Origin of the sequence: Pseudomonas sp. PSPC3-2 (assembly GCF_049897085.1) — a bacterium.
Classification (GTDB): domain Bacteria; phylum Pseudomonadota; class Gammaproteobacteria; order Pseudomonadales; family Pseudomonadaceae; genus Aquipseudomonas; species Aquipseudomonas paraveronii.
This window is the reverse complement of record NZ_JAFCVO010000022.1, coordinates 1-20,910: the sequence shown is the minus strand read 5'-3', so window position 1 is coordinate 20,910 and position 20,910 is coordinate 1. Positions and strand designations below refer to the sequence as shown.

Annotated in this window: 8 protein-coding genes; 4 read left to right on the top strand and 4 right to left on the bottom strand. The window is 64.7% G+C overall.

What is annotated here, in order from left to right:
• Positions 1–99: 99 nt before the first annotated feature.
• Positions 100–12,999: a non-ribosomal peptide synthetase gene (locus tag ACP7CJ_RS25890; protein ID WP_426100027.1), complete on the bottom strand. Its 12,900-nt coding sequence runs from the start codon at positions 12,997–12,999 to the stop codon at positions 100–102.
• Positions 13,000–13,059: 60 nt separating this feature from the next.
• On the bottom strand, positions 13,060–13,812 hold the full coding sequence (locus tag ACP7CJ_RS25885) for a thioesterase II family protein (RefSeq protein WP_276194176.1): 753 nt from the start codon (positions 13,810–13,812) through the stop codon (positions 13,060–13,062).
• A gap of 301 nt (positions 13,813–14,113) precedes the next feature.
• Between ACP7CJ_RS25885 and ACP7CJ_RS25880 the strand changes: the two genes are divergently transcribed.
• A complete protein-coding gene (locus ACP7CJ_RS25880) occupies positions 14,114–14,665 on the top strand; it encodes an RNA polymerase factor sigma-70 (RefSeq protein WP_426100028.1) in 552 nt (183 codons plus the stop codon).
• 34 nt (positions 14,666–14,699) lie between these two features.
• Here the strand turns inward: ACP7CJ_RS25880 and ACP7CJ_RS25875 are convergent, their stop codons facing one another.
• Both ACP7CJ_RS25875 and ACP7CJ_RS25870 read right to left on the bottom strand, forming a co-directional pair.
• Positions 14,700–15,488, bottom strand: a complete 789-nt coding sequence (locus ACP7CJ_RS25875) for a substrate-binding periplasmic protein (RefSeq protein ID WP_276194178.1) — start codon at positions 15,486–15,488, stop codon at positions 14,700–14,702.
• Positions 15,489–15,581: 93 nt separating this feature from the next.
• Positions 15,582–16,205 (bottom strand): TetR/AcrR family transcriptional regulator, encoded by a 624-nt coding sequence (locus ACP7CJ_RS25870; protein WP_276194179.1) that lies wholly within the window; start codon positions 16,203–16,205, stop codon positions 15,582–15,584.
• Between the two features lie 153 nt (positions 16,206–16,358).
• Between ACP7CJ_RS25870 and ACP7CJ_RS25865 the strand changes: the two genes are divergently transcribed.
• From ACP7CJ_RS25865 to atuC, 3 genes are read left to right on the top strand one after another with little or no spacing between them, the layout of a single operon-like run.
• Positions 16,359–18,137, top strand: a complete 1,779-nt coding sequence (locus ACP7CJ_RS25865; protein ID WP_426100029.1) for an acyclic terpene utilization AtuA family protein — start codon at positions 16,359–16,361, stop codon at positions 18,135–18,137.
• Positions 18,138–18,149: 12 nt separating this feature from the next.
• Complete coding sequence (locus tag ACP7CJ_RS25860; protein ID WP_426100030.1) at positions 18,150–19,022, top strand: SDR family oxidoreductase; 873 nt, start codon at positions 18,150–18,152, stop codon at positions 19,020–19,022.
• A gap of 3 nt (positions 19,023–19,025) precedes the next feature.
• On the top strand, positions 19,026–20,642 hold the full coding sequence (gene atuC, locus ACP7CJ_RS25855; RefSeq protein WP_426100031.1) for a geranyl-CoA carboxylase subunit beta: 1,617 nt from the start codon (positions 19,026–19,028) through the stop codon (positions 20,640–20,642).
• The last annotated feature ends 268 nt before the right edge of the window (positions 20,643–20,910 follow it).

Below are 20,910 nucleotides of genomic sequence, written 5' to 3'. Positions count from 1 at the left end.
TGCTATCGGGGGCAAGCCCCCTCCCACACTCGACCGGGTTCATGCGTTCAAATGTGGGAGGGGGCTTGCCCCCGATAGCGTCAGTCCAGGCAACGAAAACTACAAGCCTTCCAACTCCGCCATCAAATCACTCAACCGATCCACCTTCTCGGCACTGATCGCAGTCGCCGCCAGCCCATCGATGTACTCGGCCAACTGCGCCACCGTGCTGCATTCGAACATCGCCCGCAACGGCACATCCCTTTGCAAGGTTTTCTGCACGCGCGAGGCGATCTGCGTGGCCAGCAACGAGTGCCCGCCCAGTTCGAAGAAGTTGTCCTGCACCCCCACCCGGTCGACGTTGAGCACCTCGGCCCAGATCGCGGCCAACGTACCTTCCAGTGCATTGCGCGGCGCCAGGTAGGCCTGGTCGTGCAACTGGCCGATCTCCAGGGCCGGCAAGGCGTTACGGTCGAGTTTGCCGTTGGCATTGAGCGGCAGGCGCTCGAGCCAGAGCCAGTGCAGCGGCACCATGTATTCCGGCAGTTCGGCGCGCAGGCGTTGTTTGATGCGATCGAGGCGCTCGCTGGGGTTGAGACTGGCGTCGTCAGCTACCAGGTAACCGACCAGGTGTTTGCCGTTGACGCCGTCTTGCACGCCAACCGCCGCGTCGCGCACTTCCGCTTGTTCATGCAGGCGCGCTTCGATTTCACCCAGTTCGATGCGGTAGCCGCGGATTTTCACCTGATGGTCGATACGCCCGACGTACTCCAGCACGCCATCGCTGCGCCGCCGTGCGAGGTCGCCGCTGCGGTACAGACGCTCGCCCGCAGCGCCAAACGGGTTGGGCACGAACACCTGGGCGGTGCGCAGCGGGTCGCTGACGTAACCGCGACCAACGCCGGTGCCGGCCACGCACAACTCGCCCACCACGCCCTGCGGCACCAACGCCAGCGCAGCGTCCAGCACGTACAAGCGGTTGTTGTCGGTCGGCGTACCAATCGGTAGGTAAGTGCCACGGGTCGAGGCCAGGTCGACACGGAAGAACGCCACGTCATCCGAACATTCCGCCGGACCATAAGCGTTAACCAAGCCGATCTCGGGGTAGCGCAGCAACCACTGCTGCGCGAGTTCCGGCGGCAGCGCTTCACCCGTCGGCAACATCCAGCGCAGGCCGTCCAGGCCGATGCGTTCCTCGGCCAGCATGCCCTGGATCAGCGACGGCACGCTTTCCAATACGGTGATGCCCTGGGCCTGCACATGCGCCAGCAAGCCTTGCGGATCGTGGGCGACTGCGTTCGGCACAATATCCACCCGCGCGCCGAACAGCGGCGCGGCGAGGAACTGCCACACGGAGATATCGAAACTTTGCGAGGCGGTTTGCGCAATCACGTCCACCGGGCTCAGGTCCAGGTACGGCACCTTGCTCAACTGGTTGTTGAGCATGCCGCGCTGTTCGACCATCACGCCTTTGGGCAGGCCGGTGGAGCCCGAGGTATAGATCACATACGCAAGGTTGTCCGGGCCACTGTAGATCCCGGGGTTTGCCCCACTGCCAGGCACGTCCTCCCACACCAGCAACTGGCATTCGACACCTTGCAGCAACTCGATGGCCTGCTCGCGACACGCCTCGGTACACACCAACAACGGGGTGCGGCTCAGCTCGATGATCCGCCTCAGACGCTGACTCGGCAGCCCCGGGTCGAGCGGCAGGTAACCGGCCCCGGCTTTGAAGCTACCGATGATCATGCCGAGCACATCGAGATTACGCTCCGCCAGCAATGCCACCGGCTGATCCAGGCCGACACCCGCCGCGATCAACGCATGGCCGAGGCCGTTACTGCGCCGGTTCAACTCGGCGTAAGTCCAGTGTTGGTCGAGGTAGGTGGCGGCGATGCGCTCCGGATGCTGCGCCACCTGTGTTTCGAACAGCTCGATATAGCTGCGCTCCAGTGGATAGGCGTGCGCACTCTGGTTGCAGCCGTGTACCAGCAATTCACGCTCCTGCGCGCTTATCAGCGGCAGGTCGGCCATGTCGCCATGAAAACCCTGCACCAGCGCCAGCAGCAGGCGTTTGAACTCGCCCAGCATGCCTTGCACGGTGCTTTCATCGAAATAGCGCTGGTCATAGGACAGGTGCAAACCGAGCTCATCGCCCGGATAGCACACCGCCGTCAGCGGGAAGTTCGTGTGGGTGCGACCGGAGTCCGACGTGGCATTCAGGCTTTGCGCACGGTCGAGCACCGAGACTTCCACCGGAGCGTTTTCGAACACGAACAGGCTGTCGAACAGCGGCTGGCCCTTGGGCAGTTCGCTGAGTTCCTGGATCGTCACCAGCGGCAAGTATTCGTACTCGCGCAGTTGCATATTGCTGTCGAGCAGGCCACTCAACCATTGGCGCACGCTGCAACGCTGGCCATCCTCGGGCAGCTTCACGCGCAGCGCGATGCTGTTGATGAACAAGCCGACGGTACGTTGCATGTCCGGCATGTCCACCGGACGCCCGGCCACGGTGACGCCGAACAGCACGTCACGCTCGCCGCTCAAGCGCCGCAGCACCAGGGCCCAGGCGGCCTGGGCGAAGGTGTTGACGGTCAGTTGATGGGCCTGGGCCAGTTCGCGCAGTTGCACACCCTCGCGGGCATCGAGGCGGGTGTAGCAATCGCCCACCACCATGCCGCCGCTGCCACCGGCGTGTTCACGCAGGAACGGCCGGTCGTTGGGGATCGGCGTGGTGCGCTCGAAGCCCAGCAGGTTGTGCTGCCACCACTGGCGCGCCTGACTCAGGTTTTGGCGTTGCAGCCAGGCAATGTAGTCGCGATAACGCGGCGGCGTGGCCAGTTGCGCATCGCGGCCTGCGCCGAGGGCCGTGTAGAGGTCGAAGAAGTCATTCATCAACAACGAACGGCACCAGGCATCGATCAGGATGTGGTGGTTGCTCATCATGAACCAGTAGCGCGCTTCACCGACGCAAATCAGGCGCAGGTGGAACGGCGCCTGGTTGAGCAGATCGAAACCGGCTTCGCGTTCGGCCTTGAGCAGGGCTTGCAGACGCGGTTCCTGTTCGGCCTCTGCAACGGCGCTCCAGTCCAGGTACTCGATCGGCGTACTGCCGGGTTTGTGGATCACTTGCAGCATGTCCTCGCCGACGTTCCAGCAGAACGAGGCGCGCAAGGCTTCGTGACGGGCGATCACCGCTTGCCAGGCCTGGGCGAAACGCTCGGGGTCCAGGGCACTGTTGATGCGGTAGCGGTCCTGCATGTAGTAGAGGCCGGTGCCCGGTTCAAGCAGGGTATGCAGGAGCAGGCCTTCCTGCATCGGGGTCAGCGGGTACACGTCTTCGATGGCGCTGGCGGGCACCGGCAAGGCGTCCAACTGCGTCTGGGTCAGGCGCGCCAGGGGGAAGTCGGAGGGCGTCAGGCCGCCGGCATCGGCCTCGAGACAATGGTCGATCAGGCTGTGCAGTTCGGCCAGGTAGGCGGCGGCCAAGTCGCCAATCGTCTGGTGATCGTGACGTGCGCGGCTGAAGGTCCAGCGCAGCACCAGTTCGCCGCCGTACACCTGGCTGTCGACACTCAGTTCGCTGGGCAGCGGCGCATCCGGGTCATGGGCGAGGCCGGCGGATTCGTCCAGCGGGTGGAACAGTGCATCGGCGCCAAAGCTCTGGTCGAACTGGCCGAGGTAGTTGAAGCTGACGTCGGCACTCGGCAGTGCGGCCAGGGTCTGCTGGCACAGGTCGTCCGCCAGGTAGCGCAGCACGCCATAGCCCAGGCCCTTGTGCGGCACGCCGCGCAATTGCTCCTTGATGGCTTTTATCGATGCGCCCTGCTCCGCCAGCGGCGTCAGGCGCACCGGATAGGCGCTGGTGAACCAGCCGACGCTACGGGTCAGGTCGATCTCATCGAACAGGGTTTCGCGGCCGTGGCCTTCCAACTGGATCAGCGCCGAAGCGTGACCGCTGCAGCGGCACAGCACGCGGGCCAGGGCGGTCAGCAGCAGGTCGTTGACCTGGGTGCGGTAAGCGCTGGGGGCCTGTTGCAGCAACTGCCGGGTGTGTTCGGCATCCAGGCGCACGCTGAGCGTCTCGGCATCGCGATGGCGCAACCCACCGTGCGGGCGCGCTACCGGCAAGGCCGGCACCGCGCCGGCCAACTGGTCCTGCCACAGCGTCAACTCTTCGCGCAGGGATTCGCTGCCGGCATAAGCCTGCAAACGGGCCGCCCAATCGCGCAAGGCACTGGTCTTGGCCGGCAGGCTGACAGAGTGGCCATCGCTCAATTGGCGATAGACGTTTTGCAGGTCCTCGAGCAACACACGCCACGACACACCATCCACCACCAAGTGATGGATCACGATCAGCAGGCGCTGCTGGCCGTGCGGGCCGTCCACCAGCAATGCGCGCAACAGTGGGCCGTGCGCCAGGTCGAGGCTGCGTTGGGTGTCGCTGAACAACGCCGAGCACTGCTGCAAATCGCGCACGTGCGCCTGCATCAGCACGCCGCCCTGCGGCACGGCCAGGTGCTCGGCGTGCCATTGCGCGTCGCGTCGGGTGAAACTCAGGCGCAGCGCGTCATGGTGTTCCAGCACCGCCAGCAGGGCTTGCTCCAGGCGATGGGGATCGAGCAGTAGCAGCGGTTTGAGCACCAAGGCCTGGTTCCAGTGCTGACGCGCCGGGATCTCGCTGTCGAAAAACCACTGCTGGATCGGCGTTAGCCCTGAACGGCCGGTCAGCACACCTTGCTCGGCAGTGACCTGCTCGGCGCGCGTGGCGACGGCAGCCAGGCTCTGGACGGTCTGGTGCTGGAACACATCGCGGGGGCTGAAGTGAATCCCGGCCTGGCGCGCACGGCTGACCACCTGGATCGACAGGATCGAATCACCGCCCAGTTCAAAGAAGTTATCGTCGAGGCCGACCTGCTGCACGTTCAACACCGCACACCAGATCGCCGCCAACGTCTGCTCCAGCGCGTTGCGCGGCGCCACGTAGTGTTGGCGATTCGCCTCGGGATCGGGCGCGGGTAAGGCGCGGCGGTCGAGCTTGCCGTTGGCGGTCAGCGGCATGCTGTCCAACACGAGCACATGGGCGGGCACCATGTATTCCGGCAGTTGCGCCTTGAGGTGGGTCTTCAAGGCATCGCGCAACGGGCCGTGCTCGGCGTCGCTGACCAGATACGCCACCAACTGTTTGCCGCTCGGCGAATCCAGCGCCAGCACCACCGCTTCACGCACGGCGGGATGTTCGAGCAGGCGCGTTTCGATCTCGCCGAGTTCGATGCGGAAACCGCGAATCTTCACCTGATGGTCGATCCGCCCCAGGTACTCCACCTGCCCGTCTGCACGTTGGCGCACCAGGTCGCCGGTACGGTACAGGCGGCCGCCATGGGCCGCGAACGGGTCCGCGACAAAACGCTCCGCCGTCATCCCCGGCTGCTGGTGATAACCCTGTGCCAGACCTGCCCCGCCGACGTACAACTCGCCGCTCGCGCCTTGCGGCACCAAGGCCAGGTCGGCGTCGAGAATGTAGGCCACGCGGGCGCCGATGAGGCTGCCGATTGGCACGCTGCCGGCGCCCTCTTCCGGGTGCTGCGGCGCGAGGCCGGCCAGCGGCATCACCACGGTTTCAGTCGGGCCGTAGGCGTTGAAAAACACCTGCGGCTGGAACGCGGCGCGGATGCGCTGCAAGTGTTCGCCGGTCAGCGCCTCGCCGCCGGTGATGCACATGCGCACCGGCAAGGTCTGCTGCTGGGTCGCCAGCCATTGCGCCAACTGGCTGCCGTAGCTCGGGGTGAAGCCGAGGATGTTGATGCGATGGGTGCGAATCAGCCCACAGATTTCCTCGGCATCCCACTGGCCCTGGGCGCGCAATACCACCTGCGCACCGCTGAGCAACGGCACCAGCAAACGTTCGGTGGCGGCGTCGAAGTTGATTGAGTAAAAGTGCAGTTCGCAGTCGTCCGGGCGCATGCCGAAGCGCTCGATCACCGCCTGGCAGTGCATGGCGATTTCGCCGTGGCACACCACCACGCCTTTCGGCTTACCGGTGGAACCGGAGGTGTAGATCAGGTACGCCGGGTGTTGCGCCAGGCTGAGCAACGGCAGCTCGCTGGCCGGGTAGTTCGCCAGCACCGGCAGGTCGTCTTCCAGGCACCAGCACGCCAGCGTCGCCGGCAGTTCACCGAGGGCGGCGAACATCGCCGCATCACTGAGCAGCAGGCCGATGCCGCTGTCTTCGATCATGTAATGCAGGCGGTCCAGCGGGTACTCCGGGTCCAACGGCACATAGGCGCCGCCGGCCTTGAGAATCGCCAGCAGGCCGATGACCATTTCCAGGGAGCGCGGCAACGCCAGGCCGACAAGCACCTGCGGGCCGACGCCACGCTCGCGCAGCATCCAGGCCAGGCGGTTGGCGCGGGCGTTCAGTTCACGGTAGCTGAGGGTCTCGCCGGCAAACGTCAGCGCCGGCGCGTCGGCACGGGCCAGCGCCTGCTGGCTGAACAGTGAGTGAAGGCACTGGTCGAGGCGCTGCTCAGCCGCGTCGGTCCCCAGGCTGCGCTGCAACGCGTGCTGCTCGTCGGCACTGAGCATCGGCAATTCGCTGAGGCGCTGCTGCGGATCGGCGATCAGCGCTTCGAGCAGGTTGCGCCAATGCTCGGCCATGCGCGCAATGCGCGGCTCGTCGAACAAATCGGTGCTGTAGGTCAGGCAGCATCCCAGGCGATGGTCGAGGTCGGTGACTTCCAGGTTGAGGTCAAACTTGGTCGCACGCGCATCGTTGGCCAGGTACTCGACGGTCATGCCGGCCAGTTGGCGGCGTTGCTGGAATTCCCAGCGCTGCACGTTGCACATCACTTGGAACAGCGGGTTGTACGCCGCGCTGCGCGGCGGTTGCAGCGCGTCCACCAGATGGTCGAACGGCAGGTCCTGATGGGACTGACCCTCGATCACGGTGTGGCGCACATGCTCGAACAACTCAGCGACGTTCATCTGCCCATTGAGCTGGCACCGCAGCACCTGGGTGTTGAGGAAGGCACCGATCAACCCTTCGCTTTCCGGGCGAATCCGGTTGGCCACCGGGGCGCCGATGCGCAAGTCGGTCTGGCCGCTGTAGCGGTAGAGCACCACCGCCAGGGTAGCGGTCATGGTCATGAACAGGGTGAGACCGCGCTCGGCATTGAAAGCCCGAACACGTGCCGCCAGTTCGTCGCTCAAGTCAAAACGGTACAGCTCGCCCCGGTGGCTTTGCACCGGCGGACGCGGGCGGTCGCCGGGCAGTTCCAGCAGCGGGTGCTCATGGCCCAACTGCGCGATCCAATAATCGAGCTGGCGCTGGCGCTCGCCGGACTCCAGCCACTGGCGCTGCCACACGCTGTAGTCGAGGTACTGCACCGGCAGCGGCGCCAGCGGCGAGTCGCACTCGTCGATAAACGCCTCGTACAGCACGCTGAGTTCACGGGCAAAGATGTCCATCGCCCAGCCTTCGGTGACGATATGGTGCAAGGTCAGCACCAGGTAATGTTCCTGCGCGCCGGCCTTGACCAGGCACACGCGCAACAGCGGCCCGGTTTCCAGGTTGAACGGCGTGTGCGCCTCGACATCGGCCAACTGCTGCAAGCGTTGCTCGCGCTCGATGGGGTTCAGCGCCGAGAAATCCTGCCAGCCCATGCGCAGGCCGGTCTGCGCCGACACCTGTTGATGGGCCACGCCATCGACGCTCGGGAAGGTGGTGCGCAGGGTTTCGTGACGCAGGATCAAGGCCTGCAACGCCGCCTCGAAACGCCCCACGTCGAGCACCCCGCGCAAACGCGCCATGCCACCGACGTTGTACGCCGGGCTGTGCGGTTCCAACTGCCAGAGGAACCACATGCGCTGCTGGGAATAGGACAGCGGCACCGGCCGGCTGCGGTCGACCTTGGTGATTGCCGTCTGTTGATTACGTTGGCCTGCGGCCTGGATCAGCCCGACTCGCTCGGCAAACGCGCCCAGCTCGCTGGCTTCGAACAGGGTGCGCAACGGCAGCTCGACGTCACACGCCTGGCGGGTGCGCGAGATGATTTGCGTGGCCAGCAATGAATGGCCGCCGAGGGCGAAGAAGTCATCGCACAGGCCGATCCGTGGCAGGCCCAGCACTTCGCGCCAGATCGCCGCAATCTGCTGCTGCAACGGGGTTTGCGGTTCAACGTGTTCGCGGGTTTGCCACACCGGTTCCGGCAGAGCACGACGGTCCAGCTTGCCGCTCGGGCTCAGGGGCATGGCGGCCAGGCGCATCAGGTGCGCGGGCACCATGTACTCCGGCAACTCGGCGGCCAGGGCGGCTTTGACGGCCTGTGCGTCCAACGCCGCAGTCGCGGTGTAGTAGCCGATCAGTTGATCATCACGTACCAGCACCACGGCCTGGGCGATACCGTCGAGGGCCAGCAGGCGCGCTTCGATTTCTTGCGGTTCCACGCGAAAGCCGCGCAACTTGACCTGCTGATCGAGACGCCCGAGGTAGTCGAGCACGCCGTCTACGCTCCAGCGTGCGCGGTCACCGCTGCGATACAGGCGCGTGCCCGGCGCGCCCAGCGGGTCGGCGACAAAGCGTTCGGCGGTGAGCCCGGGACGGCCGAGATAACCGCGTGCCAGGCCGATGCCGCCGATGCACAGTTCGCCCGGCACACCGGCCGGCAACGGGTTGAGCTGCTCGTCGAGCACGCGGCAGATCACATTGCCCAGCGGCCGGCCAATCGGCGAGCGCTCGCCATCCTCGGCCTGGCAATGCCAGTGGGTGACGTTGATCGCGGTTTCGGTCGGACCATAACGGTTGTGCAATTGCACCGCCGGCAACCGCGCAAGCACGCGATTGCGCAACTCTGCAGACAAGGCTTCGCCGCCGCAGAACAGACGGCGCAGGCTGGTGCATTCGGCCGCCAACGGCTCGTCGATAAACAACTGCAACAGCGGCGGCACAAAGTGCAGCGTGGTCACGCCATGTGCCTGCACCAATTGGGCAATGCGCTGCGGATCGCGCTGCTCGCCCGGCCCCGCCAGCACCAGGCGGCAGCCGGTGATCAGCGGCCAGAAGCATTCCCACACCGACACGTCAAAACTGATCGGCGCTTTTTGCAGCAGCACGTCGGTTTCATTCAGCGCGTAGGTAGCCTGCATCCACTGCAAGCGCTCGGCCAGGGCCGCATGGGTGTTAGCCACGCCCTTGGGTTGGCCGGTGGAGCCGGAGGTGTAGATCACATAGGCAAGGTGGTCGCCTTCCAGATACAGCCCCGGCGGCTGGGTCGGCCAACTGTCGAGGTGCAGGCTGTCCATGGCGATGACGCAGACACCTTCGGCCGTGGGTAATTGCTCCAGCAACGCGGTCTGGGTCAGCAGCAGGTGTACGCCGCTGTCCTTGAGCATGTAGGCCAGGCGCTCGGCAGGGTAATCCGGGTCCAGCGGCACGTAGGCGCCACCGGCCTTGATGATCGCCAGCAGGCCGATCAGCAACTGCGGCGAACGCTCGGCGGCGATGGCCACGCACACGTCAGGGCCGACGCCTTTGTCGCGCAGGTAATGGGCCAGGCGGTTGGCCTGCGTGTGCAGTTGGGCGAAGCTCAGGCTGCCGCCCTGCCAGACCAGCGCAGTGCTGTCCGAAGTTTGCCTGTTGAGCCGTTCGGGTAACCATTGCTGGGCCGCCGCGCAAGGCGCTTCGCTCCAGGGCCGCTGCTCGTCGTGGTGCATCAGCGTGAGGTCGCCGAGGGCGAGCTGCGGTTGCTCGCACACGGCGTGCAGCAGGTGGATGAAGTGCTCGGCCAGACGTTGGATAGTGGTGGTTTCGAACAATTCATCGGCGTAGTCGAACGACAGACTCAGGCGCCCGTTGCGGTCTTCTTCGCTGTGCAGTTGCAGGTCGAACTTGGCTTCGCGGCTGTGCCAAGGCAGCTCCTCGGCGAGCAGGCCCGGCAGGCGATGCAAGGCGCTGAGGTCGCGTTGCTGATGGTTCAACATCACTTGGAACAGGCCCTGTTCGCGGGCGCGGGGGAATGCTTCGAGCAGTTGTTCGAAGGGCAAATCTTGATGGGCCTGGGCGCCCAATGCTGCCTGGCGAGTAGCCGCCAACAACTGATTGAACGGCAGACGCCCATCCAGTTCGGCGCGCAGCACCAGGGTGTTGATAAAGAAACCGATCAGGCCCTGGGTTTCCTGGCGCGGGCGGTTGGCGTTGGGCACGCCGATGCGGATGTCGCGCTGGCCGCTGTAGCGATAGAGCAAGGTCTGGAACGCCGCGAGCAACAGCATGAACGGCGTCGATTCATTAGCCTGGGCGGTCTGGCGAATCGCCGCGCTGAGGCTGGCGCCCAGGCGCACGCTGTGGCGCGAAGCAGTGTGGCGTTGCTGCGCCGCACGCGGGTGATCGGTGGCCATGCTCAACGCCGGGTGTTCATCCCCCAACTGAGCCTTCCAGTACGCCAGTTGCCGCTGGCCTTCGCCCTCGGCCAACCACTGGCGCTGCCAGTTGCCGTAGTCGGCGTATTGCACCGCCAGTGGCGGCAGTTGCAGCAGGGGCTGGCCCTGAGACGCCGCAGCGTACAGGCGCGAGAACTCATCGATGAGAATGTTCAGCGACCAACCGTCGGCGATGATGTGATGCAGCGTCACCAACAACTGATGATCTTCGTCGTCCAGACGCACCAGGCTCACCCACAGCAGCGGGCCGTTTTCCAGGTCGAACGCGCTGCGCGCCTGGTCCTCGCGGATCTGTTGCGCACGGGCTTCGCGTTCGGCGGCGGGCAGGTCGCTGAGGTCGATGACACGCAGGTTGAATTCGCTGCTGGCCAGCACCCGCTGGAAGGCTTGCCCATCCCGTTCGTAGAAGCGCGTGCGCAGGGCTTCGTGGCGCTGGATCAGCTGCTCGAAGCTGGCGCGCACCGCGTCTTCATCCAGCTCACCGCGCAAGCGCAGAGCACCGGGGATGGTGTACGCGCTGCTCCGTGGGTCGAGTTGCCAGGTGATCCACAGACGGTTTTGCGCGAGGGATTGCGGCAACTCGGCCTGGCGCGACAAGCGCTGGATCGCACCTTGGGCGACGCCACCCGCCTGTTGCAACTGTGCCACGTTGGCGGCGAAGTTCGCCAAGGTCGGCGCTTCGAACAACAGGCGCAGGTTCAGTTCCAGGCCCAGGCTTTCGCGCAGGCGCGCAACCACCTGGGTCGCGGTAATGGAGTTGCCGCCGAGCAGGAAGAAGTGGTCGTCCGCCGCCACCACCGGCACCTGCAACTGCTCGCACCAGATCGCCGCGATCTGGGTTTGCAAGGCAGACTCCAGCGCGACATCACTCGCCGGCGCTTGCAGACCGGGGAACTGCGCATAGCTGTCGAGGCTGCCCTCGGCGTGACGCAACGCGCACGCCGAGCGCTGCAGCTTGCCGCTGGAGGTCTTCGGCAGTGCGCCGGGGTTGAGCAACACCACCACGCACGGCGCCTGTTGATAGGCGTCGGCCACGGCTTGGCGGAGCGCTTTGATCAGCACGTCTGGCGCGAGGATTTTCTGCACGCTGCGGCTGATCTCAGCGGCGATACCGATGCCTTCCAGGCCCTGGTCATTCACCGCAAACGCCGCGACCCGGCCTTTGCGCACCCCCTCCACGTCGCGCTCGAGGGTCTGCTCGATGTCCTGCGGGTAGAGGTTGTGGCCGCGCACGATCAGCAGGTCTTTCAAGCGCCCGGTGATGTACACCTCGCCCTCGCAGATAAAACCCAGGTCGCCGCTGCGCAGCCAGGTGCGGCCGGCGTGCTGGACGAAGGTCTTGGCGCTGGCTTCGGGGTTGCGCCAGTAGCCGTGGGCGATGCTCGGGCCGCTGGCCCAGAGTTCGCCGACGTGGTTGTCAGGCAGTTCGGACAACGTGTGTGGGTCGGCAATCAGCACCGCATGGTCCGGCTGAGACGTGCCGCAACTCATGATCGCCGCGCCCTGCCCCGGCTCGGCGCGGTTGGCGGCCAGTGCCTGCGCATCCAGGCGCAGGGCCGGGATGCCGTGGCCACGTCTGCCGCCGGCGACAAACAGGGTCGCTTCGGCCAGGCCGTAGGAGGCGAAGAAACTGTTCGGGGTGAAACCGCACGGGGCGAACTGCTCGGCGAAGCGTTCCAGGGTGTCGAGGCGGATTGGCTCGGAGCCGGAATAGGCCACGCGCCAGCGCCTCAAATCCAGGCGTGCCAGGGCCGCCTCGCTGACCCGTTCGCTGCACAAACGGTAGGCGAAATCCGGGCCGCCGCTGATGGTGCCGCCGTATTCGCTGATCGCTTCCAGCCAGCGCAGCGGCCGGCCGAGGAAGTACGCCGGCGCCATCAACACGCAGGGCACGCCGCTGAAGATCGGTTGCAGCAGGCCGCCGATCAGGCCCATGTCGTGGTACAGCGGCAGCCAACTGACGATCACGTCATCCGGGTTCAGGTCGATGCCGAAACCGCGCCGGATCAGCACTTCGTTGGCGACCAGATTGCCGTGGCTGACCTGCACGCCCTTGGGCAAGGCGGTGGAGCCCGAGGTGTATTGCAGGAAAGCGATGTCGTCGGGCTGCACATCTGCGGCAACCCAGCGCTCGGCAAGCGCGCTGTCGAGGGTATCGACCGTCAACACCGGCGGCGCGTTTTCGATCTGCGCCAAGCCATCGCCGAGGCTGGCGATGGTCAGCAACAGGCGCGGTTCGGCGTCGGTAATGATCGACAGCAAGCGCGCCTGGTGATGACGCCGACTGGACTCCGGCGGGTAGGCCGGCACCGCGATCACCCCGGCGTACAGGCAACCGAAGAACGCCGCCACATAGTCCGCCCCGCTGGGGAACAACAGCACCGCACGGTCGCCCAGGTCGGCGTTGGCCTGCAGGGCGGCGGCGACGGTACGGGCGCGCAGGTCGAGGTCGCGGTAGCTGAGTACCTCGCTGTGTTCGGCGGACTCGGCCAGGAAACGCAGAGCGATCTGGTCCGGGGTCTGCGCGGCGCGACGTTGAAGGGACTGGGCCAGGGTGCGGGGAAGTTCGAAGGCATCGATCATGGGGGTTCCTGCCTGAAATCGGCTTGCGGGAAATTCGGCTTACGGGAAATCGGGAAGCGTTCAGCCAGCGGCCAGTTGCCGCGCCGCGCCATTGCGCCAGCGCGCCAGGTGTTCCTCGGCGTAGCGCCGCATGCAGCGCAGCACCGCGCTTTCGTGCTGCACGAGGAAGAAGTGGTGGCCGTCGAACAGGTCCAGGGAAAAGCCGCTGGCGGCGTCTGCCTGCCAATCGAGTAACTGGTCGGCGCGCACGCTGTCCTGTTTGCCGCCGAACACATGGATCGGCATGCCCAGCGGCTCGCGTCGGCCGTAGGTGAAGCTGCCGCACAGGAGGAAATCGGCGCGCAGGATCGGCAGCATCAGTTGCATCAATTCGCGGTTGGCCAGGGCCTCTTCGGCGGTGCCTTGCAGTTCGCGCAGGCGGGCGATCAGTTGCTCATCGGTCTTTTCGAGGGCGTATTCGCTGACATCGCGCCGCGCCGGGCCGGCAGTGCCGGAGGCAAACAGTGCCAGCGGCGCGGGCACGTTGCGCGCTTTCAGCGCATGCGCCAGCTCGAACGCCAGGAGGCCGCCAAGGCTGTGGCCGAACAGCGCGTAGGGGCCGTCCAGGTCACGGCTGATTTCATCCGCCAACTGCGCAGCCAAGGCGCCGATGTCACGCTGCAAGGGCTCATCCATGCGCATGCCGCGCCCCGGCAACTCCAGTGGGCACACCTGCAACCAGTCCGGCAGAACGCGGCGCCAACGCACGTACACCATGGCGCTGGCCCCCGAATAAGGCAGGCAGAACAGGCGCAGTCGAGTGGGCGCGCTCATCGCTCGGCAACCCCAACCTGAAACGCGCTGTACGCACGATAGAAACCCATCTCGCCCTCCTGCAGGTGCTGATCCTTGGCCGTTTTACTAACGGACCTGTCACCCAGAAGAACGCACGGCACTGGCAAATAATTAGTCGCAGAGGACGAGCGAGACGTCGGTCACACCTTTCGCGTCAATATATGATTAGTTCGTCTTCTCATTTGACAATAATTATCATTCATCATAATTTGTTGCCCGATGTGTAGGAGGCCTCAGCAAGGACGCCCTCCCCCAACCTCTTTGCGACAAGGTGATTTCCATGACGGAACAAGTATCCACAGGCAGGTGCGACTCACCGCTTCTCCAGGCATTCGTCGATAATCGGCTGATTCTGGTGAAGATCGCGGCACGCATTACCGGATGCCGCTCCCGGGCCGAAGACGTCGTGCAGGACGCCTACTTCCGGCTGCAAGCGGCGCCGACGATCACCTCATCGTTCAAGGCCCAATTGAGTTATCTGTTTCAGATCGTGCGCAACCTGGCGATCGATCACTATCGCAAGCAGGCTCTGGAGCTCAGATATTCGGGGACCGAAGAGGAAGGCTTGAATGTGGTTATTCACGGCGCTTCACCGGAAGCCTCGCACATCAATTTCAACACCCTGGATAACATCGCCGACGCCCTGACGGAGCTGCCCCAGCGCACCCGCTATGCGTTCGAGATGTACCGCCTGCACGGCGTGCCGCAAAAGGACATCGCCAAGGAACTCGGCGTTTCACCGACCCTGGTCAACTTCATGATTCGCGATGCGCTGGTGCATTGCCGCAAGGTGTCGGGCAGTCACAGCGATACGTTTGCGCGGCGGGTCTGAAGCGCGCCCTCGCCCATGTTGATCGCCTGCAACCTCAGGGCACGGCCGTCACATCGATGCGGTAGGGCTCGAATATTTTCAGCAGCTCGCCGTCGTCGCGCAAACGTTTGATCAGTTCGGCAAACGCTGGCCCGCTGATCGGTGCATTGGGCCGTAGCAAGGCGTAATGGTGGTACACCTGGTCGACGCGCTGCGAGATCAGGAACTGTGCAGCCATATCGGCGTTGCGCGCCAGAAAATCACTCAGGTACGAGCGGGTCACCAGGGCGATATCGGCGCGGCCGCGAGCGACCATCAACAGGTTGCTGTCATGGGAGTAGGTCAACGTCGCGTTGAAGTGCTCGGCCATGAACTTGGGGTCGGGATTGAAGTTGGCGAAGGCGTAGTGATAACCGCTGAATACCGCCAGGCGCTTGCCGCCAAGGCTGGCGAAATAGTTCTGGTCGCGACCGGGCTCACGCTGGGCGACGAAGATTTCGGCATCTTCCAGGCCCATGTCGACCGTGGTGTGGGGAATTTTCTGCCAGCCCCAGTCAGGGTTTTCGAAAATCGCCACGTCGACCCGGCCCTGCTCAAAATCGCGAAAGCGCCGCGGGATCGAGGTCGGCACCAGCACGAACTGATAGTCGGTTTGCGAGGCGTTCAGGGCTACGACCAACTGCGGCAGCAATCCGGTGTCGGCGCCTTGCTCGGGGCGCACGGTGTAGGGCGGAAAATGCGCAGCGCCGATCCTCACCAATTGCGCAGCCGAAGCCGGCATCCACGCCGCCGTGCCCAGTGCCCATAAAGTAAGTCCTACAGCCAATCGCAATGGCGAAAACATTAAGGCACACACCGTTTAACATGCTGATGGCAGTAAGCTAGGCGTTTTTGTCTGGCGAGACAACTTTCCACCGCCGAATTAACAGCTTGCACCTCAATCAGCCTTCAAAACCATCAACAACGCCTCTTCGGCTAACTGTTCAAGAGTCAGACTGCCCTCGGCGCGGAACCAAGTGGTGGTCCAGGACAAGGCGCCGGTGAGGAAGCGCCGGGTGATAAACACGTCCCCCTTGATGTAGCCGGCGACCTTGGCCTCGCCCAGCACCTGCAGCCAGATCGTCTCATACACATCACGCAAGGCGAGCACCTGGGCCTGGCCTTCGGCCGACAGCGAACGCCACTCGTACACCAGCACCGCCATGGCTTCGCCGCTGCCGCCCATGATCGACTGCAATTCGCAGCGAATCAGCGCCAGCACCCGTTCGCGCACGGTGTTCGCTTCTTCCAGCGAAGCGCGCATCAGCGCGGTGTTGTAGTGGATGGTTTCTTCCATGACCGCACGCAGGATCTCGTCCTTGCTCTTGAAGTGATGAAAGATGCTGCCGGACTGGATACCTACGGCGCCGGCCAAGTCGCGCACGGTGGTGCGTTCGAAGCCCTTGTTGCGAAACAGGTGAGCCGCGGTTTGCAGCAACTTGCCCCGGGCACTCTCGGGGTCGGTCAATTGGCCGCCGTCGACCATGGTGCGCATCACCCGCAGGGCTTTTTGCTCATCCATGCTGCTCTCCTCTACTTCTACTGACGTCTTGGGCGGCAATTTAGGCCGTGCCTGCCAGCCAAGCAAGCGCTTGGCCGAAAACTGTGTCCGGAGTTTACAAACCAAGCGCTTGCTTGGTAGTCTCGTCAGCAGCCATTCGAGGAAGGATTTCTCATGAGCAAGACGGTTCGTATCGGCTGCGCCAGCGCCTTCTGGGGCGACACCTGCACCGCCGCCGCCCAGTTGGTACACGGCGGCAAGCTGGATTACCTGGTATTCGACTATCTGGCGGAAGTCACGATGTCGATCCTCGCTGGCGCGCGGATGAAAGATCCTCAGGCCGGCTACGCCACAGACTTTGTCGATGTGCTGACACCGCTGCTGGCCGAGATCCAACGCCAAGGCATCCGCGTGATCAGCAACGCGGGGGGCATCCACCCCCAGGCCTGCGCCGCTGCCCTGCAAGCGGCCTGCGATGCTGCGCAACTGCCGCTGAAAATCGCCGTGCTGCTGGGCGATGACCTGCAACCCCAACTCAAACACCTGCGCAGCAGCGTCGACATGTTCAACGGCGCGCCGCTGCCGCCGCTGTGCGTATCCGCCAATGCCTACCTCGGCGCGCCGGGCATTGTCCGCGCCCTTGAGCTGGGCGCAGATATCGTCATCACCGGGCGCGTGGTCGACAGCGCGGTGGTCAGCGCCGCGTTGGTGCATGAATTCAACTGGTCGTGGCAGGACTACGACCGCCTCGCCCAGGCGGCCCTGGCCGGGCATATCATCGAATGCGGCGCGCAGTGTACCGGCGGCAACTTCACCGATTGGCGCGACGTACCGGACTACGAGCACATCGGGTTTCCCATCGTCGACGTCAGCGCCGACGGCCAGTTCAGCGTGAATAAAGTCGCGGGCAGCGGCGGGTTGATCAGCGAGCTGAGCGTGGCCGAACAACTGCTCTACGAAATCGGCGACCCGCGTGCCTACTTGCTGCCCGATGTGATCTGCGATTTCAGCCAGGTCAAATTGCAGCAGCAAGGCAAACACAGTGTGCGTCTGCACGGTGCCAAGGGTTTGCCGCCGACCGACCACTACAAGGTCAGTGCCACCTACCCGGATGGCTTTCGCTGCACTGCCAGTTGCCTGATTGCCGGGATCGATGCGGTGGCCAAGGCCGAGCGGGTCAGCCAGGCGATTATCAACAAGACCTCGGAACTGTTCAGCCTACACGGCTGGGCGCCCTATACCGAAGTGAATATCGAACAGCTCGGCAGCGAAGCCACCTACGGTGCCCATGCCCAACGCCAGGACTGCCGCGAGGTGGTGGTGAAGCTGGCGGTGCGCCACCCGAGCAAGCAGGCGCTGCTGCTGTTCGCCCGCGAAATCGCCCAGGCCGCGACCGGCATGGCGCCGGGGCTGACCGGTATCGTCGGCGGGCGGCCGACGGTGTACCCGCTAATTCGGCTGTTTTCGTTTCTGATCGATAAATCGTCTTGTGAGCTGGCGATTGATTTCCAGGGTGAGCGTCACCCTTGCGCCCTCCCGGCCACCCAGCCACTGGGCACGCTGGCTGCCGCCATCGACCCGCCCAAACCCCAAGGCCGCGCCGACGCCAGCGTGCCGCTGGTGAAACTCGCGGTGGCCCGCTCCGGCGACAAGGGCAACCACAGCAATATCGGGGTGATTGCCCGCGACCCGGCATACCTGCCGTGGATCGCCGAAGCCCTGACCCCTGAAGTGGTCGTCGACTGGATGCGCCACGTGCTCGATCCGATCCACGGTCGCGTCGAGCGCTGGTACCTGCCCGGTAGCCACAGCCTCAACTTGCTGCTGGAAAACGCCCTGGGCGGTGGCGGCATCGCCAGCCTGCGCATCGACCCGCAAGGCAAGGCCTTCGCCCAGCAGTTGCTGGAGATCCCTATCGCCGTGCCGCAACACATCGCCGATCAACTCACCTAAAGGAGCGTTGCCGTGGCCTTCGACTCGATCTTCAAAGCCGACCTGTTCCAGGGCCAAACCGTGATCGTCACCGGCGGCGGCAGCGGGATTGGCCGCTGCACCGCGCATGAACTGGCGGCCCTCGGCGCCCACGTGATCCTGGTGGGGCGCACGCCGCAAAAGCTGCAGAAGGTCGCGCAAGAAATCACCGAAGACGGCGGCAGTGCCCATTGGCAGGCCTGCGATATCCGCGATGAAGCGGCGGTGAAGGCGCTGGTCGCGCAGATTATCCACGACCATGGCCCGGTCCACGGCCTGGTCAACAACGCTGGCGGCCAATACCCGTCGCCACTCGCCTCGATCAACCAGAAAGGCTTCGAAACCGTGTTGCGCACCAACCTGGTCGGCGGCTTCCTGATGGCGCGGGAAGTATTCAACCAGTCGATGAGCAAGCACGGCGGCGCCATCGTCAACATGCTCGCCGACATGTGGGGTGGCATGCCCGGCATGGGCCACTCGGGCGCGGCGCGGTCGGGCATGGACAACTTCACCAAGACCGCTGCCTTCGAATGGGGGTACGCCGGGGTGCGGGTCAACGCGGTGGCGCCGGGCTGGATCGCGTCCAGCGGCATGGACACCTACGAGGGCGCGTTCAAGGCGGTGATCCCGACCCTGCGCGAGCACGTGCCACTCAAGCGCATCGGCACCGAATCGGAAGTCAGTGCGGCCATCGTGTTTCTGCTCAGCCCCGCCGCCGCCTTCGTCAGCGGCAGCACCCTGCGCATCGACGGTGCCGCCAGCCTGGGCAATCGCGCCTGGCCGCTGCCCAAGGCGCACACGCCGAGCGCAGCGTTCAACGGCTTCCACCGCGCGTACCTGCCGGATGTCCTCAAGGGAGAGCCATAAACCATGCCGATGATCGAAACACTGATCGACGCCCATAGCCCGGACTTCGCCCGCAACCGCGACGCGATGCTGGCGAGCCTGCAGCACCTGCGCCTGTTGGAACAGAACCTGTTGAGCAAGGCGCAGCAAGCCAAGCCCAAGTTCGACAAACGCGGGCAATTGCTGCCGCGCGAGCGCCTCAACCTGCTGCTGGACCCTGGCGCGCCGTTCCTGGAACTGGCCAGCCTGGCCGGCTACAAACTGCATGACGACAAGGACGGCAGCGCCGCCGGCGGCGGGTTGATCGCCGGCATCGGTTACGTCAGTGGCGTGCGCGTGCTGGTGGTGGCGAATAACAGCGCGATCAAGGGCGGCACGATCTCCCCCACGGGCCTGAAGAAATCCTTGCGCCTGCAACAGATCGCCATGGAAAACCACCTGCCGGTGGTGACCCTCGCCGAAAGCGGCGGCGCCAACCTCAACTACGCGGCGGAGATTTTCGTCGAAGGCGCGCGCAGCTTTGCCAACCAGGCGCGCATGTCGGCCATGGGCTTGCCGCAGATCACCGTGGTCCACGGTTCGGCCACGGCGGGCGGCGCGTATCAGCCGGGGCTGTCGGATTACGTGGTGGTGGTGCGCGGCAAAGCCAAGCTGTTCCTGGCCGGCCCGCCGCTGCTCAAGGCCGCGACCGGCGAAGTCGCCACCGATGAAGCACTGGGCGGCGCCGAGATGCACGCGCAAACCGCCGGCACCGCCGAATACCTGGCGGAAAACGATGCCGACGGAGTGCGCATCGTGCGCGAGATCGTCAGCCTGCTGCCGTGGAACGAGCGCCTGCCGCTCATCCCGAAACGCACGTATGCCGAGCCGCTGTACCCCATCGACGAACTGCTCGGGCTGATCCCCGACGACCCGAAAAAGCCCTACGACGTCCGCGAAATCCTCGCGCGCCTGGCAGACGGTTCGAACTTCCTCGAGTTCAAGGGCGAGTTCGACGCGCATACCGTCTGCGGCCACCTGCACATCCAGGGCCGGGCGCTCGGCGTGATCGGCAATAACGGCCCAATCACGCCCAAGGGCGCCAGCAAGGCCGCGCAATTCATCCAACTGTGCGACCAGAGCCGCACGCCGTTGCTGTTCCTGCACAACACCACCGGCTTTATGGTCGGCACCGAGGCGGAACAGCAAGGCGTGATCAAGCACGGCGCGAAGATGATCCAGGCGGTGGCCAATGCCCGCGTGCCTAAACTCACCGTGGTGGTCGGCGGCTCCTACGGCGCCGGCAACTACGCCATGTGCGGCCGCGGCCTCGACCCGCGCTTCATCTTCGCCTGGCCCAACAGCCGCACCGCCGTGATGGGCGGCGCCCAGGCCGGCAAGGTGCTGCGCATCGTCACCGAAGCCAAACAACTGAAAGACGGCCTGGTGCCCGACCCCAAGATGCTGGACATGCTGGAACAAGTCACCGCACAGAAACTCGACAGCCAATCCACCGCGCTGTACGGCAGCGCGAACCTATGGGATGACGGCCTCATCGACCCACGGGATACCCGCACGTTGTTGGGGTTCCTGCTGGATATTTGCCATGAAGCCGACATGCGAGCGTTGCAGCCGAACAGCTTTGGCGTAGCGCGGTTCTAAAGTAAACAAGACAACGAAACGCTGCTGTTGCTCTGCTTTTGATTTTGATCTTAGGCGCCCCGTAAAACCACGCTGGCCGAACGCAGGCTTGAATCCGTGGGCAACCCGGAAGGACGCCGGGTTAGCCGTCCTGGGCCAGGGATGGCCCATGACGGCGGCCCACGGATTCAAGCCTGCGTTCGGGCACACCGAGCCTAGGCGAGGTGCCGAGTGGTGGGGCAAGAGCCCTTTTGGTTACTTTTGGGGCTCTTTTCCAAAAGTGACCCGC

Bases quoted from the DNA above. Each gene is read 5' to 3' on its own strand.
- ACP7CJ_RS25870 (WP_276194179.1), bottom strand. From the start codon at position 16,205: ATGGATGAGCAAAAAGCCCTGCGGGTGATGCGCACCATGGTCGACGGC.
- ACP7CJ_RS25885 (WP_276194176.1), bottom strand. From the start codon at position 13,812: ATGAGCGCGCCCACTCGACTGCGCCTGTTCTGCCTGCCTTATTCGGGG.
- ACP7CJ_RS25865 (WP_426100029.1), top strand. From the start codon at position 16,359: ATGAGCAAGACGGTTCGTATCGGCTGCGCCAGCGCCTTCTGGGGCGAC.
- atuC (WP_426100031.1), top strand. From the start codon at position 19,026: ATGCCGATGATCGAAACACTGATCGACGCCCATAGCCCGGACTTCGCC.
- ACP7CJ_RS25880 (WP_426100028.1), top strand. From the start codon at position 14,114: ATGACGGAACAAGTATCCACAGGCAGGTGCGACTCACCGCTTCTCCAG.
- ACP7CJ_RS25890 (WP_426100027.1), bottom strand. From the start codon at position 12,999: ATGATCGATGCCTTCGAACTTCCCCGCACCCTGGCCCAGTCCCTTCAA.
- ACP7CJ_RS25875 (WP_276194178.1), bottom strand. From the start codon at position 15,488: ATGTTTTCGCCATTGCGATTGGCTGTAGGACTTACTTTATGGGCACTG.